At 55.5% G+C, this 20,992-nt stretch carries 21 protein-coding genes; 7 read left to right on the top strand and 14 right to left on the bottom strand.

What is annotated here, in order from left to right:
- Positions 1 to 66: 66 nt before the first annotated feature.
- Genes BGP85_RS13365 through BGP85_RS13355 form a run of 3 tightly spaced genes read right to left on the bottom strand, consistent with a single transcriptional unit; the run spans position 67 to position 2,528 of the window.
- Positions 67 to 414, bottom strand: a complete 348-nt coding sequence (locus tag BGP85_RS13365) for a hypothetical protein (protein ID WP_023048569.1) — start codon at positions 412 to 414, stop codon at positions 67 to 69.
- Positions 415 to 450: 36 nt separating this feature from the next.
- On the bottom strand, positions 451 to 1,851 hold the full coding sequence (locus BGP85_RS13360) for a heavy metal sensor histidine kinase (RefSeq protein WP_054884823.1): 1,401 nt from the start codon (positions 1,849 to 1,851) through the stop codon (positions 451 to 453).
- Complete coding sequence (locus tag BGP85_RS13355) at positions 1,851 to 2,528, bottom strand: heavy metal response regulator transcription factor (RefSeq protein WP_054884824.1); 678 nt, start codon at positions 2,526 to 2,528, stop codon at positions 1,851 to 1,853. The genes BGP85_RS13360 and BGP85_RS13355 overlap by 1 nt, the downstream gene beginning before the upstream one ends.
- 165 nt (positions 2,529 to 2,693) lie before the next feature.
- Here BGP85_RS13355 and BGP85_RS13350 point away from each other — a divergent pair, with 165 nt between their 5' ends.
- The 6 genes from BGP85_RS13350 (at position 2,694) to BGP85_RS13325 (ending at position 7,541) form a co-directional block, all read left to right on the top strand.
- Positions 2,694 to 2,900, top strand: coding sequence for a co-regulatory protein PtrA N-terminal domain-containing protein (locus BGP85_RS13350; RefSeq protein WP_054884825.1), 207 nt, complete (start codon positions 2,694 to 2,696; stop codon positions 2,898 to 2,900).
- A gap of 181 nt (positions 2,901 to 3,081) precedes the next feature.
- Positions 3,082 to 4,875, top strand: coding sequence for a copper resistance system multicopper oxidase (locus BGP85_RS13345; RefSeq protein ID WP_054884826.1), 1,794 nt, complete (start codon positions 3,082 to 3,084; stop codon positions 4,873 to 4,875).
- Positions 4,876 to 4,889: 14 nt separating this feature from the next.
- A complete protein-coding gene (locus BGP85_RS13340) occupies positions 4,890 to 5,213 on the top strand; it encodes a hypothetical protein (RefSeq protein ID WP_082433519.1) in 324 nt (107 codons plus the stop codon).
- Positions 5,203 to 6,303, top strand: a complete 1,101-nt coding sequence (locus BGP85_RS13335) for a copper resistance protein B (protein WP_054884828.1) — start codon at positions 5,203 to 5,205, stop codon at positions 6,301 to 6,303. The genes BGP85_RS13340 and BGP85_RS13335 overlap by 11 nt, the downstream gene beginning before the upstream one ends.
- Positions 6,304 to 6,313: 10 nt before the next feature.
- A complete protein-coding gene (locus tag BGP85_RS13330; protein WP_082433520.1) occupies positions 6,314 to 7,096 on the top strand; it encodes a c-type cytochrome in 783 nt (260 codons plus the stop codon).
- Positions 7,086 to 7,541 (top strand): DUF411 domain-containing protein, encoded by a 456-nt coding sequence (locus tag BGP85_RS13325; protein WP_054884830.1) that lies wholly within the window; start codon positions 7,086 to 7,088, stop codon positions 7,539 to 7,541. The genes BGP85_RS13330 and BGP85_RS13325 overlap by 11 nt, the downstream gene beginning before the upstream one ends.
- A gap of 104 nt (positions 7,542 to 7,645) precedes the next feature.
- Here BGP85_RS13325 and BGP85_RS13320 read toward each other — a convergent pair whose 3' ends face one another.
- From BGP85_RS13320 to BGP85_RS29580, 3 genes are all read right to left on the bottom strand, one after another.
- Positions 7,646 to 7,834, bottom strand: a complete 189-nt coding sequence (locus BGP85_RS13320) for an AbrB/MazE/SpoVT family DNA-binding domain-containing protein (protein WP_054884831.1) — start codon at positions 7,832 to 7,834, stop codon at positions 7,646 to 7,648.
- A 137-nt stretch (positions 7,835 to 7,971) separates the two neighbouring features.
- Positions 7,972 to 8,304: a DUF2790 domain-containing protein gene (locus BGP85_RS13315; RefSeq protein WP_054884832.1), complete on the bottom strand. Its 333-nt coding sequence runs from the start codon at positions 8,302 to 8,304 to the stop codon at positions 7,972 to 7,974.
- Positions 8,305 to 8,448: 144 nt separating this feature from the next.
- Positions 8,449 to 8,586 carry an MbcA/ParS/Xre antitoxin family protein gene (locus BGP85_RS29580; RefSeq protein WP_374755326.1) on the bottom strand — a complete coding sequence of 46 codons (138 nt, stop codon included), beginning with the start codon at positions 8,584 to 8,586 and terminating at the stop codon, positions 8,449 to 8,451.
- A 515-nt stretch (positions 8,587 to 9,101) separates the two neighbouring features.
- Here BGP85_RS29580 and BGP85_RS28710 point away from each other — a divergent pair.
- Positions 9,102 to 10,025, top strand: a complete 924-nt coding sequence (locus BGP85_RS28710) for a TniQ family protein (RefSeq protein ID WP_146048984.1) — start codon at positions 9,102 to 9,104, stop codon at positions 10,023 to 10,025.
- Here the strand turns inward: BGP85_RS28710 and BGP85_RS13305 are convergent.
- The 8 genes from BGP85_RS13305 to BGP85_RS13270 all read right to left on the bottom strand — a co-directional run bounded on the left by BGP85_RS13305 (position 9,997) and on the right by BGP85_RS13270 (position 20,969).
- Positions 9,997 to 11,478, bottom strand: a complete 1,482-nt coding sequence (locus BGP85_RS13305) for a TnsD family Tn7-like transposition protein (RefSeq protein WP_054884833.1) — start codon at positions 11,476 to 11,478, stop codon at positions 9,997 to 9,999. The two genes, BGP85_RS28710 and BGP85_RS13305, sit on opposite strands and share 29 nt — an antisense overlap.
- A 23-nt stretch (positions 11,479 to 11,501) precedes the next feature.
- A complete protein-coding gene (locus tag BGP85_RS13300) occupies positions 11,502 to 12,950 on the bottom strand; it encodes an ATP-binding protein (RefSeq protein WP_054884834.1) in 1,449 nt (482 codons plus the stop codon).
- Positions 12,947 to 15,115, bottom strand: coding sequence for a Mu transposase C-terminal domain-containing protein (locus tag BGP85_RS13295; RefSeq protein ID WP_082433521.1), 2,169 nt, complete (start codon positions 15,113 to 15,115; stop codon positions 12,947 to 12,949). Before BGP85_RS13295 ends, BGP85_RS13300 begins: the two co-directional genes overlap by 4 nt.
- Positions 15,108 to 16,007 (bottom strand): TnsA endonuclease N-terminal domain-containing protein, encoded by a 900-nt coding sequence (locus tag BGP85_RS13290; RefSeq protein WP_054884837.1) that lies wholly within the window; start codon positions 16,005 to 16,007, stop codon positions 15,108 to 15,110. Before BGP85_RS13290 ends, BGP85_RS13295 begins: the two co-directional genes overlap by 8 nt.
- Positions 16,008 to 16,282: 275 nt before the next feature.
- On the bottom strand, positions 16,283 to 18,118 hold the full coding sequence (glmS, locus tag BGP85_RS13285; RefSeq protein WP_103448398.1) for a glutamine--fructose-6-phosphate transaminase (isomerizing): 1,836 nt from the start codon (positions 18,116 to 18,118) through the stop codon (positions 16,283 to 16,285).
- Between the two features lie 2 nt (positions 18,119 to 18,120).
- Entirely contained in the window at positions 18,121 to 18,897 is a 777-nt protein-coding gene (locus BGP85_RS13280; protein WP_054884856.1) for a DeoR/GlpR family DNA-binding transcription regulator, read from the bottom strand.
- 164 nt (positions 18,898 to 19,061) lie between these two features.
- Positions 19,062 to 20,429, bottom strand: a complete 1,368-nt coding sequence (glmU, locus tag BGP85_RS13275; RefSeq protein WP_103448397.1) for a bifunctional UDP-N-acetylglucosamine diphosphorylase/glucosamine-1-phosphate N-acetyltransferase GlmU — start codon at positions 20,427 to 20,429, stop codon at positions 19,062 to 19,064.
- A 120-nt stretch (positions 20,430 to 20,549) separates the two neighbouring features.
- Positions 20,550 to 20,969 carry a F0F1 ATP synthase subunit epsilon gene (locus BGP85_RS13270; RefSeq protein WP_103448396.1) on the bottom strand — a complete coding sequence of 140 codons (420 nt, stop codon included), beginning with the start codon at positions 20,967 to 20,969 and terminating at the stop codon, positions 20,550 to 20,552.
- Positions 20,970 to 20,992 lie beyond the last annotated feature (23 nt).

Raw genomic sequence — 20,992 nt, 5'->3', positions numbered from 1 at the left:
TCAGCGCCCAGGCGCGTGCCATCGGCCCGCTGCTAGGCAGAACGATGGTGTGAAATTAAGAGGGAGTCAGACGCGGGGAGGACGCCATGGATCGGGGGGAGAACCTGTTGCTATGCCTACAGCGTAGGTATCGGCAGGTCGTGGCTTGGCATAGGTCAGTCCAGGCGTCAGGAAGCTGAGCTGCACTGTGCTGGCAGTTCTGCACTCCTGGCCTACCTTGCAGGATTTGGCATGGTCACCAGTCTTGCCCGGCTCTTGGTCCTGGCAGCAGTCATGGTCCATGCCCGCCATCATTTCCATGCCCATGGTCTGCATTGGACAAGGTTCAGTCGCCGAATCGATGCCCGCCATCCCGTTAAGCGGAAGCGCCACGATAAGCATCAGGATGGTGAGCAGTCGAATGAAGCGTTTCATGATGGGCGAGTATAGGTTACCGGGATGAATTCAGCATTAAGAGGCTTCACCAATCAACCGCTTGGAGGCTGGAAGGCTGATGTAAAAGGTTGTGAATCCCTCCGCTGAAGTACACCAAATTCGTCCGCTGTGAGCCTCGATGATGGAGCGTGTTATCGACAGGCCCAGACCTGCATTGCTTGGTCCACCTTCGCGTCTGGCTGGATCAGCCCGATAGAACCGGTCGAAGATCTTGCCAATGTGCTGAGGATCGATGGTTACTCCGCTGTTACGTATGGACAACGTCACGTTTTCACGTGTTTGCTCGATCTGCACTGATATCTCGTTGCCTTCCGGGGTGTAGCGCAACGCGTTCGATAAAAGGTTGGAAAGCGCTCGGTCAATCATCAGGCGATCGCCACGAACCTTGCCACGACCTTGTAGGGTCATCTGAATGCTCCGGTCCTCGGCCAGGAACTGGTAGTACTCGAACAGCTTGGATACCAGTTCGGAGAGGTCCACATCGACCTGCTCGGGCACGATGAGACCGTTATCCGCCTTGGCAAGGAAAAGCATGTCATCGATCATGCGCGACATGCGCTTAAGGTCCTCCAGATTCGAATAGAGGTTTTCCTCATAGGCATCCAGGTCACGCTTCTTGGTGAGCACCACTTCGGTATGGGTCAGTAGGTTGCTGACCGGCGTTCTCAACTCGTGAGCGATATCGGCAGAAAAGTTGGACAACCGAACGAATGCATCCTCCAACCGTCCCAGCATCCCGTTGAAAGACAGGATGAGCTCCTGAAGCTCTAGCGGTACGGGCTCCAGCGGAATGCGCTCGCGGAGCGATCTTGCCGACATCCCGGTGGCCACTTTGGTGATTTGTCCAACAGGCCGAAGCCCACTCTTGGCAACGACCCAGCCCAAGCCTGCGCTCACAATCGCGCTGATCACCAAGCCGATGCCGAACCACCATTGCAGGGTGATAAAGAAATGCGCGTGAGTGGTGACATCGAGCATCAGCACGGCCGTCACCGGTTCCGGCTCACCCGCGATGATTAACTGGGCGGTGATACCCCGGAAGTTCTGCGCTTCATCCTGCCATTCCCAAACTGCGCCCCGGTGCGCCTGCTCGAACTGCTCAGGAATTTGTGAAGCCTTGGGTTCTGAAAAAAGGACCGTTCCGTCAGTTTTGGTGATTTTCGCCGAAAGATCCTGATGTGCGCCGAGCAACGCCCGCAGCTGCTGCTCCTGATCGTCGAGCCCGCCTCGCGCTGCTGAGATGGACAGGATATGACGCGTTGACTCCAGCTTTTCGGAGAGTGCCTGCTCATCCAGCATCCGGAAATGGTGTTGGCTGAGTCCGTAGAAAGCCACGCCGGCAACGACCAAGACAGCAGTCACCGCGAACATGAACATCAGGGTCAGTCGCTTGACGAGCGATGATTGTGGGCGCATTACTCGGGCACATCCATCATGTAGCCCATGCCTCGGGCGGTATGGATGAGCTTTGGCGCGAAGTCGTCATCAATCTTGGCCCGCAGTCGGCGAATCGCGACCTCGATCACGTTGGTGTCACTGTCGAAGTTCATGTCCCAGACCTGAGAAGCGATCAGCGACTTGGGGAGCACCTCGCCGCGTCGGCGCATGAGCAGCTCCAATAGGGAAAATTCCTTGGCGGTAAGGTCGATCCGCTTGCCGTTTCGCGTAGCCCGACGCTTGAGCAGGTCCACCTCAAGGTCTGCCATCTTCATGGTGGTTTGAGCAGAAGCACCGTTGCCTCTGCGCAGCAACGTGCGAACCCGAGCCAGCAGCTCCGAGAATGCGAAGGGCTTCACCAGGTAATCATCAGCGCCCAGCTCCAAACCTTTCACACGATCGTCTACGCCATCACGGGCCGTCAAGAAAAGGACCGGTACATCCTTAGCCGCTGCACGGATCTTGCGCAGGACCTCCCAGCCATCAAGCCCCGGCATCATCACGTCGAGAATTAGCAAGTCATACACTTCGCTCTGCGCCTGTTGCAGGGCGTCAGTGCCTGTCATCACCCGGTCAACGGTGAAGCCAGCTTCTGTCAAGCCTTGCTGGAGGTAGACACCGGTTTTCGGCTCATCTTCGGCTACGAGTAATTTCATCTGCTCTCATCCACGCGGGGTGCATCTCCAGTTTGCAGGAAAAAAGACGCCCAACCAGAAGCTGACGGAAAAGTAATGTCGAGCTCAGTTTTCTGACAGCACCGCGAGGCTAACTTGACCCTGTACCTGACGCCATGAGGCGCAGAAGCCACTGAGGATCTTCAGATGAACATGGTCAAAGCAATTGTGATGATCGTTACCTTCGGCATGGCAGGCATCGCCCTGGCAGAGGGCGGCGCGGACCGGACCTTTGCGCGGATGGAAGCGGCTCGCCAAAGCTCCATGCAAGCCTACCAGGTTGCGCAGGAGAAGAAAGAGCAGGCGCCAGTCGCCGCCCAGTCCGGCAAGCACGCGGGCCACGAGAGCTGCTGATCCGAGCTTACAGAAATGTAATCACCCCGGAATCTGAACTATGGCAGTTTCAGACTACGGCCTCTCATCAGCCTCGCGCAGTGGCAAAAGTCTACGAGACTGGTGAGAGCTCCAATGAACCCAAGGGCTGCGCCATCGAGCAGCCTGGATATCAGCGATCTACCTGACTGGACGCAACGGCATGCAAAGCAAAACCACGAGACGATCTTTCGTCAAAGGCCTGGCCGCTACCGGACTTCTGGGTGGGCTCGGCATGTGGCGCGCGCCGGTCTGGGCCGTGACCAGCCCTGGCCAACCGAACGTGCTCAGCGGCACGGACTTCGATCTGTATATCGGTGACCTGCCCGTCAACATCACGGGCTCAGCTCGTACGGCCATGGCCATCAACGGCTCCGTGCCAGGGCCAATCCTGCGATGGCGCGAAGGCGACACCGTGACGCTGCGCGTACGCAACCGGTTGAAACAGGACACCTCCATTCACTGGCACGGCATCATCCTGCCCGCCAACATGGACGGTGTGCCGGGCTTGAGCTTCCACGGCATCGCTCCCGATGGCATGTACGAATACAAGTTCAAGGTCCACCAAAACGGTACTTACTGGTATCACAGCCACTCTGGCTTCCAGGAACAGTCCGGCGTTTATGGTGCTCTGGTGATCGATGCCAAAGATCCCGAGCCGTTTGTGTATGACCGCGATTACGTCGTCATGCTCAGCGATTGGACGGATGAAGACCCGGCGCGGGTGCTCTCCAAACTCAAGCAGCAATCTGACTACTACAACTTCCACAAGCGCACAGTTGGCGACTTCGTTGACGATGTGAGCGAGAAAGGCTGGTCGGCCGCTGTAGCGGATCGGAAGATGTGGGCTGAAATGAAGATGAGCCCCACCGACCTCGCTGACGTGAGCGGGTATACCTACACCTACCTCATGAACGGCCAGGCTCCGAACGGCAACTGGACGGGAATCTTCAAGCCCGGCGAGAAAATCCGCCTGCGCTTTATCAACGGCTCGGCCATGACCTATTTCGATGTCCGGATTCCTGGGCTGAAGATGACGGTTGTGGCTGCCGACGGCCAGTACGTCAAACCCGTATCGGTCGATGAGTTCCGGATCGCCGTTGCGGAAACCTACGATGTCATCGTCGAACCTGAAACCGAGCAGGCCTATACGATCTTCGCGCAGTCCATGGACCGTACCGGGTACTCCCGAGGCACCCTGGCAGTTCGTGAAGGCTTGCAAGCGCCCGTGCCGGAGGTAGATCCGCGCCCGATCATCGCCATGAGCGACATGGGCATGGACCACGGCAGCATGGGCGGAATGGATCACGGCAGCATGGCCGGCATGGACCACAGCAAGATGGCTGGCATGGACCATGGCAGCATGGCCGGCATGGACCACAGCAAGATGGCTGGCATGGGTCATGAGGGCATGGCCGGCATGAGCGGTGCAATGCAGAGCCATCCAGCTTCCGAGACCAACAACCCGTTGGTCGATATGCAGACCATGTCGCCGACCCCGAAGCTGAACGATCCGGGAATTGGCCTGCGCAACAACGGACGCCGAGTGCTGACCTACGCCGATTTGCGGAGCACCTTCATCGATCCCGATGGTCGAGAGCCTGGACGGACAATCGAACTGCACCTTACCGGCCACATGGAGAAGTTCGCGTGGTCGTTCGACGGTATCAAATTCTCCGACGCTGAACCGCTGCGGTTGAAATATGGCGAGCGTCTTCGCATCACCTTGGTCAACGACACCATGATGACTCACCCCATCCATCTCCACGGTATGTGGAGTGATCTGGAGGACGAGAACGGCAACTTCATGGTTCGCAAGCACACCATCGACATGCCACCTGGCTCAAAACGAAGCTATCGCGTCACCGCAGATGCCTTGGGACGTTGGGCCTATCACTGTCACCTACTGTTCCACATGGAAATGGGCATGTTCCGAGAAGTCCGTGTGGACGAATGAACTGGAGATCTGAGATGAGCAAACCAATGAAACGAAGCGCCTTTTTCCTTTCTGCTGCGATGGTAGGCATGCTGGCTATTTATGCCCCGTCGTCGTGGTCCAGCGACAACCATGATCAGCACTCACAGAAATCCACCGAGGCAAGCAAAGCCAAAGGCTCGCAGAACAAGCAGGGCCAAGGGATGAACCATGAAGGCATGGACCATGGTTCCATGGAAGGTATGGATCACGGCTCGATGAAGGGGATGGACCATGGTTCGATGGAGGGCATGGACCACGACAAAATGATGGAATCGCATGGCAGCGACAAAGCTAAGGCAGGAAAAGATGGCCAATAGCTTTGGGCGGCCTTCGCTGCTGGCCTTGACAGTTTCAATCGGCATGCTGGGCGTAACGCCCAGCTTCGCCGCTGAAGTAATGGATCATTCGGGCATGGATCATTCGAATATGGGGCACGGTTCCATGCAAATGGATGCTGCTCCGTCCGAATCGATGCCGGCGATGGATCACAGCAAGATGGGGGTTAGCAAACAGCAGAAACAGACTGCCCCTGTTGATCACAGCCAGATGGGGCATGCTCAAAGCCAGAGCAAATCCAGCCCGGTGGACCATAGCAAGATGGACCATGGAAACATGAAGGGCATGGATCACGGTTCGATGAAGGGTATGGACCATTCACAGATGAACCATGATTCAGCGACTTCTCCAACCACAACAAGCCGCACGCCGATTCCAGTGCTCACCGAAGCCGACCGTGAGGCAGCCTTTCCGCCTTTGGGTGGACATCAGGTGCACGACAGCGGAATCAACAGTTTCTTCCTGTTGGACCAACTCGAATACCAGGACGCCGATGAGGGCAGCACCCTGGCCTGGGACGCTTCAGGCTGGGTAGGCGGTGACATTAATCGACTCTGGGTTCGTTCGGAAGGCGAGCGCACCAATGGGGTAACCGAAGACGCCGAGATGCAATTGCTTTACGGCCGCTCGGTCAGTCCATGGTGGGATGTGGTCGCCGGGGTCCGTCAGGATTTCAAACCGGAATCCCCACAGACCTGGGCAGCCTTTGGTATTCAGGGCATGGCCTTGTATGACTTCGAGGCCGAAGCCACGGCGTTCATAGGCGAGAACGGCCAGACTGCTGCGCGTCTTGAGGGCGAATACGACATCCTGCTGACCAATCGCTTGATTTTGCAGCCCACGGCCGAGGCGAACTTCTATGGCAAGAACGATCCTGAGCGCGGTGTTGGCTCGGGTCTGGCCAATACCGAAGTCGGGCTGCGTCTACGGTATGAAATTGTCCGCCAGTTTGCTCCATACATAGGCGTTACCTGGAGCCGCTCCTACGGCAACACCGCTGACTTCATCCGAGACGAGGGCGGAGATGTTAATGAGGCACGCTTCGTTGCCGGTATCAGGATGTGGTTCTGAGAATTCCAACATGAAAAGAACAATTACAACGCTGCTCGTGGCCGGTGCTGTCGGAAGTGCTGCTGTATTGGGCACGGCGTATTTCGGCTTGGTGAATGTCGGCGCCGATGATCCTCACTTTCCGGCTGTCCATTCGTTTCTCGCCATGGCTCGCGACCGGTCGATTGAGGTTCGAGCGCGAGACATTGAAGTGCCTGACCTAAAGAATGCCGCGTTGATCAAGGCAGGAGCAGGCAACTACAACGCCATGTGCATTGGGTGCCACCTCGCCCCAGGCGTTGGGAAGACTGAACTAAGCCAAGCGCTATATCCGTCGCCACCTGACCTCACCAAGGTCGGTGTCGGAGGCGATCCGGCCGCCGCATTCTGGACGATCAAACACGGTATCAAAGCCACCGGCATGCCCGCTTGGGGCAAGAGCATGGGTGACGAGTACATCTGGGGAATCGTCGCGTTCCTGGACCAACTGCCTCAAATGAATCCTGAGCAGTACAAGGCTCTAGTGGCCACGAGCGGTGGCCACCAGCACGGCGGCGGTGAAAGCGATATGCACAACCATGAGGGCCAGCACGGCGTAGGCGGTCGTGCCGAGCATGGTGATCACGACGAAGCGGCAGACGACGATCATGCCCAGGCAGCTCACGACCACGGAACTGCACCCGCAGGCTCCGCCCAAGCGGCAGATCATCACGGTGACCACAATGCGGTCGAGGCCCATTCGGATGGCCACCCGGCATCGTCGCCTAAGACGCATGTTCACAAAGACGGTAAGGAGCACACTCATGCCAACTAACCAGGTATTCGTTCGGCTAGCCGCTATCGCTGGGCTTCTGGTGACCTCTGCGGCCTACGCTGCCGAGCCATTGTCCATCGACGTTCACCGAGACGCGAACTGCGGTTGCTGCAAGAAGTGGATTGCGCACCTGGAAGCTAATGGTTTCAAAGTGATCGACCATGTTGAGACGGACATGAGCGCAGTGAAACAGAAGCTGGGCGTAGCGCCACGGTTAGCGTCCTGCCACACAGCTGTGATCGACGGAAAGTTTGTCGAAGGTCACGTGCCAGCTGAGCAGATTCGAGAACTCAGGGGGCGGTACGATCTGGCCGGGATCGCCGTACCAGGAATGCCAGCTGGATCCCCAGGCATGGAGGTTGATGGCGTAAGCCATGCCTACCAAGTCATTGGTTTAACCAAAAGCGGCGAGGACCAAGTAGTCGCCAACTATCCGGCCAAATAACTCATCGACCCGAAGGACGGCAGTAGGCTGACTGCCGTCCCATGTGCTCCGCTAGAAAGCTTCATCTGCTCAACACGACGATACAGTGGGCCTGCAAAAGGTAGCTAATCAGATTCACGGCACTCGCGTACTGGCTTGAGTACGATACCGCCGTTGATGAGCTCGATGGAGAGTATGTCGCCCGTCGTGAGCCCCAGCTCGCGCAGAAAATTGTCGGGTAATTCCACAATGACATCGCCGGAGCCGTCGCCAGGATCAAGGCACTTTACCGTGGTGCGCACTGATTCAGTCATTAGGCTCTCCTGTCTGAGCTACCAATCCTCATCGTACTCCCCGAGTCATGTAAGCCGGTCACCAGGCGATCAATCGCCGGAATTGACGCTTCAACCCGGCTTTTTATCAGCGTAAGCCCTGTCCGCTCGCTGAATGCTCAGTTCTGGCCCCGGCAACCGACTCCAGCGGTCCGGTATTCAAGGATTTTCACGTCTCCGTTGGAATCCTCGTAGTTCATCTGTGCCGGCATCACGTCGCAACTCGCCTTGGTCGATGTCATGCTGATTACCCTCGCCACGTCGAGCCGCATCCCGTAGTGATAATGGATCACCTCAGGTGGCTTCTTACCATTGGCGGCTGCATAAGCTCGCATAGCTTGCTCATTGGCCTGAATCATCTTCCCGTATAGACGGTCGGATCCTCCTTCGGCAAGCGCGGCTGAGGAGGCCACTATGGCCAGGATCGCGGTGATGCTTTTGATGACTTTCATTTCAATCACTCCACTAGACGTGACTGAAGATTAAGGTTTTGTCGCTGTCAATTGAGTGATACGGGGATTACAAGGTTGTAAGTCCCGCTTGTTGAAGACGGTAACGTTGCGTCTTCACCGCATACCAATTTCCACTCAGGCTAACTACTGGTAGACACCCACGCGTAGACGTTCAAGATAGTCCGCTACCACGCTGAACCCGAGCGCCGTGTCGAGCATTTCGAAGGGTACAAAACCCATCAAATGACCGCACGGTCTGCAAAGCCACTGCTCCGCGAGCATCTGAGAGCCAAATGCCTTCGATGCAAGCTCCAGTCCTTTTGCATATTGGAACGCCACCGCGCTCTGCTGGGTGTCCAGGCGATGGGCCTGATCGGGATGGCTCAGACGGTGAATGCTTCTGGTCGATCTTCCTGTGATTCTCCCAACGAGGTTCCGAGCCTTGAACAGGCTCGATGACTCGACCATGCACTTTACGTCGCTGAAAAAAAAACCTGCTTGGACTAGACGCAGGAGCTCCAGCTGGCTCAACTCGTCAGGGTGGGTATGAACCAGGTGGAATGTCGGTGGAAAGGCCTGCGATTCAACAGGTGGGCGCGTGCTTGTAGGATTCACTACATCGACCTCCTCTTGTGCGTGGCTGCCGGACTGGAGCCATTTTGATTCCTAAGCACGTCCGACGCCCTTTCACCTTCACACCTTAGCCCAACACGATCAATAATGTGGATGCAATACCGGTATCCTCTAACTAAAATAGCTTACCGCTCGTCTAGCAACGGGTATCAGAACCTTATTTCATGAAAATTTTTGCACCATTACCTGGAGAATATATCGCATCAGCGCTTAAGCGCGGCAATGAGCTTCTAGGTATTAAATCCTTAAAAACTGAAGATTTCTATATAAAACCGATACCTCGTGCTGGCTTCGGGATAAATAAAACCTTTGGCCCCCTGCAAACAGAGTGGCGGCCGCATCAAGAATTTCATTACCCAAAGCTACTGAACGAACACAAAATTTCGGAATTAGCTCTGAATAATCACACTTTGTATCCTATGATAGCCGCCCTCGGGCGTCATCGAGCGACCGCAATCGTTACACCGAAGACTTGGGCAAAAGTTTGTCCAGATTGTGTTCGCGAGGACCTGCATAATTGTGGAACCCCCTACATTCATTGCAGGCACGTGTTGGGCTCTGTACAGGTTTGCAGCACTCATGCCTGTACTCTAATCGAGACATGTCCGTCCTGCTCAATGCCACTAAAAAAGCACGATATTGGTCACCTAGCCAAGTGTAGCAAACACAACAAATGGCCAAGACGTCAAAAACGAAAATTCGGATCAACCCGCTATATGTACGCAAAATTTGTCGCAGATCTTTTGGACTATCGCGGCCCGATGATCAATGATGGAGTGGCAGGCTTTGTCGCATATGCAAGTCTCATGATAAGTCGCACTTATGCATTCGATAAAACCGAGCTAAATATTTCCAAACTTATCAAAAAGGAAATGGGAATAGATTCAAAACTTACTAACACAAATATTGCCACCAGCGACAAATATCCTATCTATGTGTTTTTAGGATGCAACACCGCTGAAAACTATTTCAATTTGCTAAATAACAAGAGCGAGCAAGAAGCTCTGCGAGAGAAGAAGAGATCTATATTCAATAAACTTTTGTACGAGGCCAATAGAACTAATCCCTATCGTCACGTATCTGCCTAAGAACTTCATGATCGGAGACGCGAGATATCCGTATTCCTGCATAACGGTAGAGAACACTCATCGCACAGTTTTCAGTCAGAGAATATTCTCGAATTGCCCACCGAATTTTACGTAGCTGGTGGTCATGAGTAGATTCAAGCAAATCCGCCATCAACCCTATGCTCATCGGAAAGTTTTGTGGCATTTTGAGGAGAGCTGAACCGTTTATGACACCCCTGCATAGAGCAGCACGGGTGACCTGCTGAGGCTTTCCGTCTACAGAAAGAATGATCGTCTTCGCTTTAGCGAGCTGCAACGCAAGGGCCGAGTCCCTGGATTGCCAATCGACCAAAATTCTTTGGTCTCTGTGGTAGGGGTTCGCAGCAACATAACGAGCCAACCATTCCCTGTCGTTGCGGTACAACCACTGATAACCCGGCTTGTCATGACATTTGAGGTTCGCACTTTTTGCAAAGGCTATTCGCCGGGCGTGAAGGTCATCGTCCTGCATGAGGTGCTGCGATTTATCACGCCGGACCCCAACACCGGCGCAAATATCGGCGTCCAGACGGTAGGGCTTCAGGTGTTCCAGCCCTAGATCAAGGAGCCAGCAGAGAAAATAGAACTTTAAGGGCTGCACGATTCGACCGTGTCGCCGCAACATCTGAAAGACCCAGTCAGCGGATCTGACTATTTCTTCAAACTCGGCGGCGCTAGGACTGCACCGAAGTCGTCTGGTTAAGAAATCTCTCAGCATCTGCTCTCTAATTCGTCCAGACCTGATAAAGCCCATCTCGTCCAAACGTTTCCTGAGCAAATTTCCAGCCTGAATCGTTTTCATCTCATCGGGATGGTCGAGCCCCCACAACTGCATGCGGGCAATGGCAACGGCCCCAGTGTGGTCACCGCAGTCCATAACCGGCGTTCCAGCAGATTCCCCCGGAAGCAACATACAACGCCAGTCCGACCCTCCGGGAAATGTCATTGCTTGTAGTACATCGCTGTGGCGTGGACAGACGCAAACGCCCGAAGCCTGGTGAATGCGGTGCCAATAGGCTAGGCCGCACTCCAGAATGTCCTCTCTCACACAGCTCTCGCAATACCTAAACGAGGCGTGTTGGAGGAAGCGCGATGCTGTAATGCCCAAGGCCATCTTGAGGCCTGTCCCTCGATTACCTCCCATCAGAATGGCGGCGTCGCGGCCTTTCTCGTCATTTAAAAAAGGCAAATAAAGCGGTAAAAGCGTGAAGCGCTCGATCAGCTGTCTTACAGAAATGGCACCTCCCAGACGCTCTGACAGAGCCCCTAAGCAGCACGGCAGGATAGAACCGCATGTACGCGAGTAGCTGCCGAAGAGCTCTTGGCTCGTCACGCGGTATCCCGGATTCGCCGCTAGCTTGTGATAGCGAACGGCCAGGCTATAGAGCGACTCATCCGGAAACGGCTTTGGAAAGCACAACAGAAGATCAGCCATTACCCTGAACTCCCTGCCTCATGTCACCAGGAAGAATCTCTATCCACCCAGCCGCGCTGTTCGAGCTGATCCTGGAGGTCTTCGTGCTTCGAAAAATGCACGTTATCTAACGCGCCATCAGCAACCGGTACGACCGTACGATTTGGAGCCTTCGGAACCGATTTATCTTCGGCTAGAGGTGGAGGAGTAATCGCGGCTTGTGTAAGTAGCGAAAGATGAGCCCTGTCCGCCCGGCGAGCCAAGTCGTAGCTCATCATTTGGGCGATTTGGTCTTTTGTAGGCATCATGTCCTCGAAATCAGCAATCTGAAGTGGATCACCGCTTCGTAGGGCCTCGATGGGCTTGTGCAAAAGCCTCATTTGACTGTCATACACCTGCTGAAGCACCAGTGGCGTAATGGTGTCGATGCCCTCCCAAATTACATGGCGCTGCGCAAGCATAAGCAGTTTTGCTAAGAAATCTGTATTGCCCTGAGTGAGATCATAGATCTTGGACAGGAGCTCATTCGTCAGGGGAGCGCAGGATGCCGTCCAGTCATAGGCCCAGAGCTGGGACACCAAGTGCTCCCAAAACGGATCGTCTTCGCTGAATCGGTCAAAAGCGATTGGCCCCATTCCCGCCGCTCTTCGGGCATTGCGCAGCACACCTGAAAATAGCGGAAGCATTGCGTTGGTCCCTACATAGACAAGCGGAACGCCCGCATCGTTGGATAAAGTTACGAAGAAATTCAGCAACTTTTCTCGATCCTGCCCACCCCGCGACGAGCAAAGATGCTGCATTTCATCAATTATTAAAGCACCGATGAAAAAGGTTTTGCACAGCTGACTGATGTGCTGGAGCATTACGCTAATGCTGTTGGCGGCGCCACCTCTTCGCGAGTATTTTTCGACTCCTAACGCAGCATCCAGGGCGGAGAAGAATGCTGCACAAAAACCGCGCAACGAGCCGTCATGCGGGCACTCAATCTTAAGCCATACAACCTGGGTTTCGATGAGAATCGCGTCTTTATATCGGCTGTGACTGATAACCTGCGGATAAAGCCTTGCTATGGAATTAAGCGCTGTGGTCTTGCCCATACCACTCAGGCCGATGAGGGTCATCGTCTCAGCGGTAGACATGAATCCATGGCCTTTGGCTTCCGCTGAGGAAGGCAACCGATGCCTAACGGAGGAGGCCAACAGAGGATTGCGGCCCGTATATCCGTAGCGAATCAACTGGCTGAAGAGGTCTTCAAGACGCAGGTGGATTTCAAATGGAACCACAACATCTTTCAGCCGGTTGATCCCATGGCCGCGAAGCTTCGGGGGCAACGCTCGTTCGGCCTCGTCGGGCTTTGGAGGAAGGTTCCCAACGCGCCTAACCACGTCAACATCCGAAAGAATTCTAGGCAAGCATTCGATCAGCGGGTTCCCATCGTACAGAGGCATGCCTGTAGGAATGTATTCTGCGGGGGAGAAGGTCAAATCGTTCATGTCTCAGCCTCGCTTCCCTCGCTGACCACTAGTTTCAGAAACGCCGCACTTCTCGCGGAACTGGGCCTGCCGGTGACTAGCTTAGAATTCTCTGCCACAGGAGACGTGTTATCCACAACGCGTAGCTGATTCAGATCAGCGGTATGGGAGTCGCGCTCGGTCTGAGCTTCGATAGCACGCTTGGCACGTTTGTCCCGCTTGAAATCTGCATTCGATTTCGGGTCACCCTGTGCGGCACGTTTGGATTTGGCCCGGTCAAGGATTTCCTCTTGTCGTCCCCTTACCAGCGCCGCAGTATTATCACTGTCGTAACGGGCATCAGGCGAAACCTGGTTCAAGACATGGATCATATCAAGAACCTCCTCCATACGGAGTCCACCATATTTCTGTCTTTGGTGCGGTACAATAGTTAAAGCCTCAAAACCTGCTTCGGACTTGATCCAACAGTTTTCAATAGAGTTAGGATCATAGAATACTCGAACATATTTCGTCCGCAGGTTATGCGAGCGCTCCAACCACTCCTCACGCAATGCTGTTTGACATGTATACTGTACTCCTTGGAAAACAATACCGCCTCGACTGATACGACACTCCTGAGATGGCAATAAGGCAATTTTTAACTCAGCCGGAGATACTACTTTTGAATTGATTGGGCTATTAGCCTTCGACCATTTCCAAACTGCAATAGGCGTGGCTTCTACACCGTCAGCAATCATCTCGCGATTTAAAAGGTGTGGTATTCGTAGGCTTTTATTGTGCGCCAAGACTCCTACAATAACCATTTCGGTGAACTCGTCGATATCCAAAACCGCATCGAGTTGGTAGTCCCTATCGCCACGCTCCATCTTGCGAGCATCCACACCGCCTGGAATAAATTTCAAGTCGAGGTGTTCATTGATGAGACGGAAGCGGCTCTCAATGATCCCTTTCCAATCAGGCCTGAAGGGAGGCAAAATTTCCACCGCTAGCCCCAAGCTTTGCGATAGCGTTGCCCCTGCCTCGCTTAGAAGCTCAGCCCGGTCAGCAACAATTTCGACTGGCAGGTGCGAGCATGGCCAGTCCGCCTCATCGATATCAACATTGTATCGCTTGCAAAATTCAACCTTTGGGGTGCAAGCGTTGTATATCGCGTGTCGAGCCCCGTTCCAGCTGGGTCCCTCAAGGCCCACGTGAATCCCTACAATCATTCTAGTATAGGTATCGACAACCACATAAAGTATGGGGCGCCCAATGAGCCATAGCCTGTTAACGCGATGCACTAAATAGACATCAGCGATGGTTGAATCTATCTCGTATCGGTGGGCTGCCCCCATCAGGCCTTGGGACGCTGAACCAACGATAGCACGATGATCCTTGTTGTATCGGACAGAACCGCCACGCACCTTAAGCTTATAAAGATCATCGAAAAACAGTTTACCGTGATATCTAAGCTGGGTAGTAGTCGGGTAACTGCCGCGTACAATATTTCCTTTCGAGCCATCTGGGAGAGTCTCTCTATAAAATTTGTTTAACATCCACTTATGGGCATCTTTAAGGGTGCCACATTTGCCGCTGGCGACCCGCCCGTAAGCCAAACGGATATGAGAGAGATGGCGCTGCTCAAGCGTGATGGCCCCATCATCATTGACAACAACACCAAGATACTTACGCGGCCTACCGGGGATAATGCCTGAGGATCGATCCTTTTTCTTCCCTCGACCACCGCAAGCGCTAGTGTTCCAAAGAAACGCGTTAGGCGTTTGACCCATGCTCCAGTAGCGGTATAGGAGCCGGTATATCTGCTTACGCTCTACTCCTGTCTCTAAGGCATGCCTAGCAACAAGCCCTCCGAATCCCGGCCCAAGAATTTCCAAGGCGGAGCGATCTTCTACTAAACCCCTTAGAAGGTTCCAATTTCGATTACGGCTAGCTTTTTCATTTTCACTAATTTCATCATCGCTTCTGAGCAGATGTAAAGGGACCATTTCTTGACTTAAGACTGCGCGCCCTGAATCAATATCGTCAATCAAAACGGACTTATCAATCGGCCACGGCTTGCTGGGATTCGTACTCAGCTCAATCACAACAACAGAATCATTATTTATACCCAATACCCTAACCGCTTTTTTTAGTAGGCTAGGTTCTACGCCAGGCGTAACAATGCTGTTTACCTTAAGATCAAGCATGATGGGAAATCTCGGTTGGCGGAGACAAAGCCGCTGACCTGTGGCTCGGCCATACGTGCAACGGCTGCGACAAGCTTATTACTTTCGAGGTAAGATCAGACTCTAAACGACCGATCCATAGCAGGTGATGGAAGAGACGCTTTATGCCCATATACTCAATGTATAGGTCACGAGACGCCTTCTCCAAAAGAACTTTTAGCGGTATTTGATCAGTCTTTGTTCCCTCGATGTATTCAAGCAAGTTGTCGATATTCTTCTCTGTCGGCAACGAGGGATGGATACTGGCGTACGTCCTGAGAATTCTGAGGTTTGCTATTTTTGTCTTCGGGAGGTTTTCGTGCAAAACCAGCTTCCAGTCAACGCCCCTTATTGACCAGTATTTTTTTTCAATGGCTAGCTTTTCAGCTATTCGATTCCGAGCATGAAGATCAGCCTGCTCTAATTCCTTTCGATATTTCACTGAGCGAGCGGCTAGCCGGGCTTCGCCAGAGGTATCCACAAAGGTAATGAGGAAGTCCGTCGTCATAACGACAGGTGTTTGCGTGCCAGGATATACAGGGTGTCGACAGTTAATGCTTGAGGCAATTGCTTGGGTCTCAGCCTGTGTCAACAGGGGATACTGCTCTCGGATATCGATGATCGAGGCATCATGCTCAAGAATGGTGAGGTAATCTCGCTCTGCATTGGACAGCAGGTGGTGAGTGCGATGAATTTTTACTCCCGCGATCATATGAGAGACACCCTTTGATTTGATATCCCACACCTGGATCCACGGTTTATAGGAATCTCTCACTCCATTTCCACGACCCGATTGAATTTTTTTATCTATTTTTGACTGGGTCATCAGCAAGCGATGCGCAGCCTTGACCGGAGCTATGGGCACAGATGCCATGTTCGAGACGCTCATGATTGGGCGATCCGCTCGACTAGGACGAGGACGAGGACGGCTGGCGTGCAATGAGGACACGCCAGAGAGCGGGCTCAGCCAGGACAACAGTCACAGCGATGCGTAGGGGATTGTCACCCGAATCTCCAGGGCTTGGCTCCGGTCCGATGTGCGGTCGAAGCCAGCCTTGTGACAACCTTTATTACGTTGTGACAACCTTTATTGTTTTGTGACAAACTTTATTATTCAAAAACACAACGTTCTTGCAGATAGAAAAACGCTTACTCCACCGTCACCGACTTCGCCAGGTTGCGCGGCTGGTCGACATCAGTACCCTTGAGCACGGCCACGTAGTACGACAGCAGCTGCAGCGGGATGGTGTAGAGGATCGGCGCCAGCTCGTCAGCAATATGCGGCACCTTGATCACGTGGGTGCCTTCGCCGTTGCTCATGCCGGCGTTCTCGTCGGCGAACACCACCAGCTCGCCACCACGGGCACGCACTTCCTGCAGGTTGGACTTGAGCTTCTCCAGCAGTTCGTTGTTCGGCGCCACGGTCACCACTGGCATGTCGCTGTCCACCAACGCCAGCGGGCCGTGCTTGAGCTCACCGGCCGGGTAGGCTTCGGCGTGGATATAGGAAATTTCCTTGAGCTTCAGCGCACCTTCCATGGCCACCGGGTACTGCGCACCACGGCCGAGGAACAGGGTGTGATGCTTGTCGGCGAACAGCTCGGCGGTTTTCTCCACGGTGCTGTCCATGGCCAGGGCCTCGCCCAGGCGCGCTGGCAGGCGGCGCAGCTCTTCCACCAACCCGGCTTCGACACCCGCTTCGAGGGTGCCACGCACCTGGCCCAGGGCCAGGGTCAGCAGCATCAGCGAAACCAGCTGAGTGGTGAAGGCCTTGGTCGAAGCCACGCCGATTTCCGGGCCAGCCAGGGTCAGCAGGGTCAGATCGGACTCACGTACCAACGAGCTGATGCCGACGTTGCAAATGGCCAGGCTACCGAGGAAACCCAGTTCCTTCGCATTGCGCAGGGCGGCAAGGGTGTCGGCGGTTTCGCCGGACTGGGAGATCGAGACGAACAGGGTGTCTGGCTGCACCACCACCTTGCGATAACGGAACTCGCTGGCCACTTCGACCTGGCAAGGAATGCCAGCCAGGCTTTCCAGCCAGTAACGGGCGACCATGCCGGCGTGGTAGCTGGTACCGCAGGCGACGATCTGCACGTTGCGCACTTTGGCGAACAGCTCGGCAGCCTGCGGGCCGAAAGCCTGGACCATCACGTGGTCCTTGCCCAAGCGGCCTTCCAGGGTGCGCTGGACCACGGTCGGCTGCTCATGGATCTCTTTGAGCATGAAGTGGCGATAGGCGCCTTTGTCGGCGGCTTCGGTGCCTTCGTGGTATCTCACGGTTTCACGCTGTACCGGCTTGCCAGCCTGGTCCCAGATCTTCACCTGGTCGCGGCGGATCTCGGCAATGTCGCCTTCTTCCAGGTACATGAAGCGGTCGGTGACCTGGCGCAGGGCCAATTGGTCGGAAGCCAGGAAGTTCTCGCCATGGCCCAGGCCGATCACCAGTGGGCTACCGCTGCGCGCGGCGACCAGGCGGTCAGGCTGTTTCACGCTGATCAGTGCCAGGCCATAGGCTCCGTGCAGGCGCTTAACTGCGGATTTCAGCGCATCGGCCAGGTCCGGAATGGTCTTCAGGGTGTGGTGGATCAGATGCACGATAACTTCGGTATCGGTCTGCGAGGTGAAGACATAACCCAAGCCTTTGAGTTCTTCACGCAGCTCTTCGTGGTTCTCGATGATGCCGTTGTGAACAACGGCCACTTCGCTACCGGAGAAATGCGGGTGAGCATTGCCTTCGGTCGGTGCACCATGGGTGGCCCAACGGGTATGGGCGATGCCCAGCTGACCGTTCAGCGGCTCGGCAGCAACAGCCGCCTCCAGTTCGGCGACCTTGCCGATGCGACGGCGGCGCTGCAGTTCGCCCTGCTGGGTGTAGACGGCCAGGCCGGCACTGTCGTACCCACGGTACTCAAGACGCTTGAGGCCTTCGATGAGAATGGCAGTGATGTTGCGCTCGGCTACGGCACCAACGATTCCACACATGGTTATTGCTCCTGGCTGATCGCGGCGCAGATCAGGTTGATGCCGCGGGCTTGAATCTGTTCGCGTGCCGCTGCGGGCAGGCGTTCGTCTGTAATAAGGGTGTGCACGCTGCCCCAGGGCAGCTCGAGATTGGGGATCTTGCGCCCGACCTTGTCGGACTCGACCATCACGATCACTTCCCGGGCCACCTCGGCCATCACTCGGCTCAAGCCAAGGAGCTCATTGAAGGTGGTGGTGCCGCGCTGCAGGTCGATGCCATCGGCACCAATGAACAGCTGGTCGAAATCGTAAGAGCGTAGTACCTGCTCGGCGACCTGGCCCTGGAACGACTCCGAATGCGGGTCCCATGTACCGCCGGTCATCAGCAGCACCGGTTCGTGCTCGATCTCGCTGATGGCGCGGGCCACATTCAACGAGTTGGTCATCACCACCAAGCCGGGCTGGCGGCCCAGTTCCGGGATCATGGCGGCGGTGGTGCTGCCGCTGTCGATGATGATCCGCGCATGCTCGCGGATACGGCCAACCGCTGCACGGGCGATAGCCTTCTTGTAGGCAGAGACCGGTTGCGCAGGTTCGCTGAGCATCTCCTGCGGGACTGGCACCGCACCGCCGTAGCGGCGCAGCAGCAGGCCGTTGGCCTCCAGCGCGGCAAGGTCCTTGCGAATAGTCACTTCCGACGTTTCGAAACGCTTGGCCAAGGCATCCACGCTCACTTCGCCTTGCTCGCTGAGCAGGGCCAGGATGTTGTGACGCCGCTGGGGGGTGTTACGTTTCGACATGGGCGGTTAAGTTTCGATTCGAAAGATAATGGTTGCAATCAAAACCTAAGATGACCGGTTCGTCAAGGTGTGGATAAATTTTCCTGACCACTCGCCGCCTGGGCCAATAAAAAAGCCGACTTATTCACATAGGTCGGCTTTCGATAGAAATGGCTGTGTATAACTCAGCTTTTCTTGATCTTCTCCGGCCGCTTCCAGCCCGAGATGTTGCGCTGACGCGCACGCGCCACGGCAAGGTCACCGGCTTCGACGGCCTGAGTGATGGTCGAACCGGCTGCCGTAGTTGCACCGGCCTTGATTTCCACAGGTGCCACGAGGGAGTTGTTTGAGCCGATGAACACGTCCTCCCCCATCACGGTCTTGAACTTGTTGGCACCATCGTAGTTACAGGTGATGGTACCGGCACCGATGTTGGTGCGTGCACCGATCTCGGCATCGCCCAGGTAGGTCAGGTGACCGGCCTTGGCCCCTTCACCCAGGTGGGCATTTTTCAGTTCGACGAAGTTACCCACATGGGCCTTGGCTTCCAGCACGCTGCCCGGACGCAGGCGGGCGAACGGGCCAGCATCGCTGCCCTCGCCCATCACCGCGCCGTCGAGGTGAGTGTTGGCCTTGATGATCGCGCCCTTGCGCAAAGTGCTGTCTTTAATCACGCAGTTAGGGCCGATCTGCACGTCGTCCTCGATGACCACCTTGCCTTCGAGGATCACGTTGATATCGATCAGCACGTCGCGACCAACGGTCACTTCGCCACGTACATCGAAGCGTGCAGGGTCGCGCAAGGTGACACCCTGGGCCATCAGCCGGCGGCCTTCGCGCAGCTGGTAATGGCGCTCGAGTTCCGACAGCTGGCGACGGTCATTGGCGCCCTGCACTTCCATCGGGTCGTGCGGCTGTTCGGTGGCAACCACCAGACCGTCGGCCACCGCCATGGCGATGATGTCAGTGAGGTAGTACTCGCCCTGAGCATTGTTGTTCGATAGGCGACCCATCCAGTCAGCCAGGCGCGCGGCCGGCATGGCCAGGATGCCAGTGTTGCCTTCCTTGATCGCCTTCTGTGCTTCGCTGGCGTCCTTGTGCTCGACGATAGCGGTCACCTGTCCTTCACCATTACGCACGATGCGGCCATAGCCGGTCGGGTCCTGCAGGGTCACGGTGAGCAGGCCAAGCTGCTTGTCGCTGACCTTGGCCAACAGGCGCTGCAGGGTTTCCAGTTCGATCAGCGGTACATCGCCATAAAGCACCAGCACCGTGTCGGCGGTGATCGCCGGCAATGCCTGCGCAACGGCATGGCCAGTGCCTAGCTGCTTGTCCTGCATGACGAAATTCAGGTCATCGGCTGCCAAGCGCTCACGTACCAGCTCAGCACCGTGGCCGATGACCACGTGGATGCCTTGGGGCTGAAGCTGGCGCGCGCTGTGGATAACGTGGCCGAGCATGGAATTGCCGGCTACCGGGTGCAGTACCTTGGGCAGCGCCGAACGCATGCGGGTGCCTTGGCCGGCGGCGAGAATAACGATATCAAGGGACATTGACTGGCTACCAATCCAGGCGGTCAGGGATGACCGAAGAGGGGAATTCAGAAAAAGAAAAAGGGTAGCCGAGGCTACCCTTTAACTCAATCGCAACGGAAGTATACGGCCTGAACCGGATTACTTGCCCTTGCGCATTTGCTGGACGGTACGCAGCTGAGCTGCAGCCTCGGCCAGGCGTGCGGCAGCAGCACCATAGTCGAAGTCCGCACTTTTCGCATTCAGGGCGTTCTCAGCAGCCTTGAGGGCTTCCTGAGCCTGAGCTTCGTCCAGGTCGGCAGCGCGCTGTACGGTGTCGGCAAGAACCTTGACCATGTTCGGCTGCACTTCGAGGAAGCCACCGGAGATGTAGAACACCTCACGATCGCCACCTTGCTTGGTCAGCGTGATCGGACCCGGCTTGAGATTGGTGATCAGCGGGGCGTGGCCTGGAGCGATACCAAGATCGCCCAGGTTGCCGTGCGCTACTACCATCTCGACCAGGCCGGAGAAGATTTCCCCTTCCGCGCTGACGATATCGCAATGGACTGTCATAGCCATCTGCTTGCCTCAACCTGATTAGC

The sequence above is a fragment of the Pseudomonas putida genome (genome assembly GCF_002906855.1).
GTDB classification, from domain to species: Bacteria; Pseudomonadota; Gammaproteobacteria; order Pseudomonadales; family Pseudomonadaceae; genus Aquipseudomonas; species Aquipseudomonas putida_N.
This window is presented reverse-complemented; position numbering and strand designations above follow the sequence as displayed.

Coding starts and splice junctions, on each gene's coding strand:
- BGP85_RS13365 (WP_023048569.1), bottom strand. CDS start 414: ATGAAACGCTTCATTCGACTGCTCACCATCCTGATGCTTATCGTGGCG.
- BGP85_RS13360 (WP_054884823.1), bottom strand. CDS start 1,851: ATGCGCCCACAATCATCGCTCGTCAAGCGACTGACCCTGATGTTCATG.
- BGP85_RS13355 (WP_054884824.1), bottom strand. CDS start 2,528: ATGAAATTACTCGTAGCCGAAGATGAGCCGAAAACCGGTGTCTACCTC.
- BGP85_RS13350 (WP_054884825.1), top strand. CDS start 2,694: ATGAACATGGTCAAAGCAATTGTGATGATCGTTACCTTCGGCATGGCA.
- BGP85_RS13345 (WP_054884826.1), top strand. CDS start 3,082: ATGCAAAGCAAAACCACGAGACGATCTTTCGTCAAAGGCCTGGCCGCT.
- BGP85_RS13340 (WP_082433519.1), top strand. CDS start 4,890: ATGAGCAAACCAATGAAACGAAGCGCCTTTTTCCTTTCTGCTGCGATG.
- BGP85_RS13335 (WP_054884828.1), top strand. CDS start 5,203: ATGGCCAATAGCTTTGGGCGGCCTTCGCTGCTGGCCTTGACAGTTTCA.
- BGP85_RS13330 (WP_082433520.1), top strand. CDS start 6,314: ATGAAAAGAACAATTACAACGCTGCTCGTGGCCGGTGCTGTCGGAAGT.
- BGP85_RS13325 (WP_054884830.1), top strand. CDS start 7,086: ATGCCAACTAACCAGGTATTCGTTCGGCTAGCCGCTATCGCTGGGCTT.
- BGP85_RS13320 (WP_054884831.1), bottom strand. CDS start 7,834: ATGACTGAATCAGTGCGCACCACGGTAAAGTGCCTTGATCCTGGCGAC.
- BGP85_RS13315 (WP_054884832.1), bottom strand. CDS start 8,304: ATGAAAGTCATCAAAAGCATCACCGCGATCCTGGCCATAGTGGCCTCC.
- BGP85_RS29580 (WP_374755326.1), bottom strand. CDS start 8,586: ATGCTCGCGGAGCAGTGGCTTTGCAGACCGTGCGGTCATTTGATGGGT.
- BGP85_RS28710 (WP_146048984.1), top strand. CDS start 9,102: ATGAAAATTTTTGCACCATTACCTGGAGAATATATCGCATCAGCGCTT.
- BGP85_RS13305 (WP_054884833.1), bottom strand. CDS start 11,478: ATGGCTGATCTTCTGTTGTGCTTTCCAAAGCCGTTTCCGGATGAGTCG.
- BGP85_RS13300 (WP_054884834.1), bottom strand. CDS start 12,950: ATGAACGATTTGACCTTCTCCCCCGCAGAATACATTCCTACAGGCATG.
- BGP85_RS13295 (WP_082433521.1), bottom strand. CDS start 15,115: ATGCTTGATCTTAAGGTAAACAGCATTGTTACGCCTGGCGTAGAACCT.
- BGP85_RS13290 (WP_054884837.1), bottom strand. CDS start 16,007: ATGGCATCTGTGCCCATAGCTCCGGTCAAGGCTGCGCATCGCTTGCTG.
- glmS (WP_103448398.1), bottom strand. CDS start 18,118: ATGTGTGGAATCGTTGGTGCCGTAGCCGAGCGCAACATCACTGCCATT.
- BGP85_RS13280 (WP_054884856.1), bottom strand. CDS start 18,897: ATGTCGAAACGTAACACCCCCCAGCGGCGTCACAACATCCTGGCCCTG.
- glmU (WP_103448397.1), bottom strand. CDS start 20,429: ATGTCCCTTGATATCGTTATTCTCGCCGCCGGCCAAGGCACCCGCATG.
- BGP85_RS13270 (WP_103448396.1), bottom strand. CDS start 20,969: ATGGCTATGACAGTCCATTGCGATATCGTCAGCGCGGAAGGGGAAATC.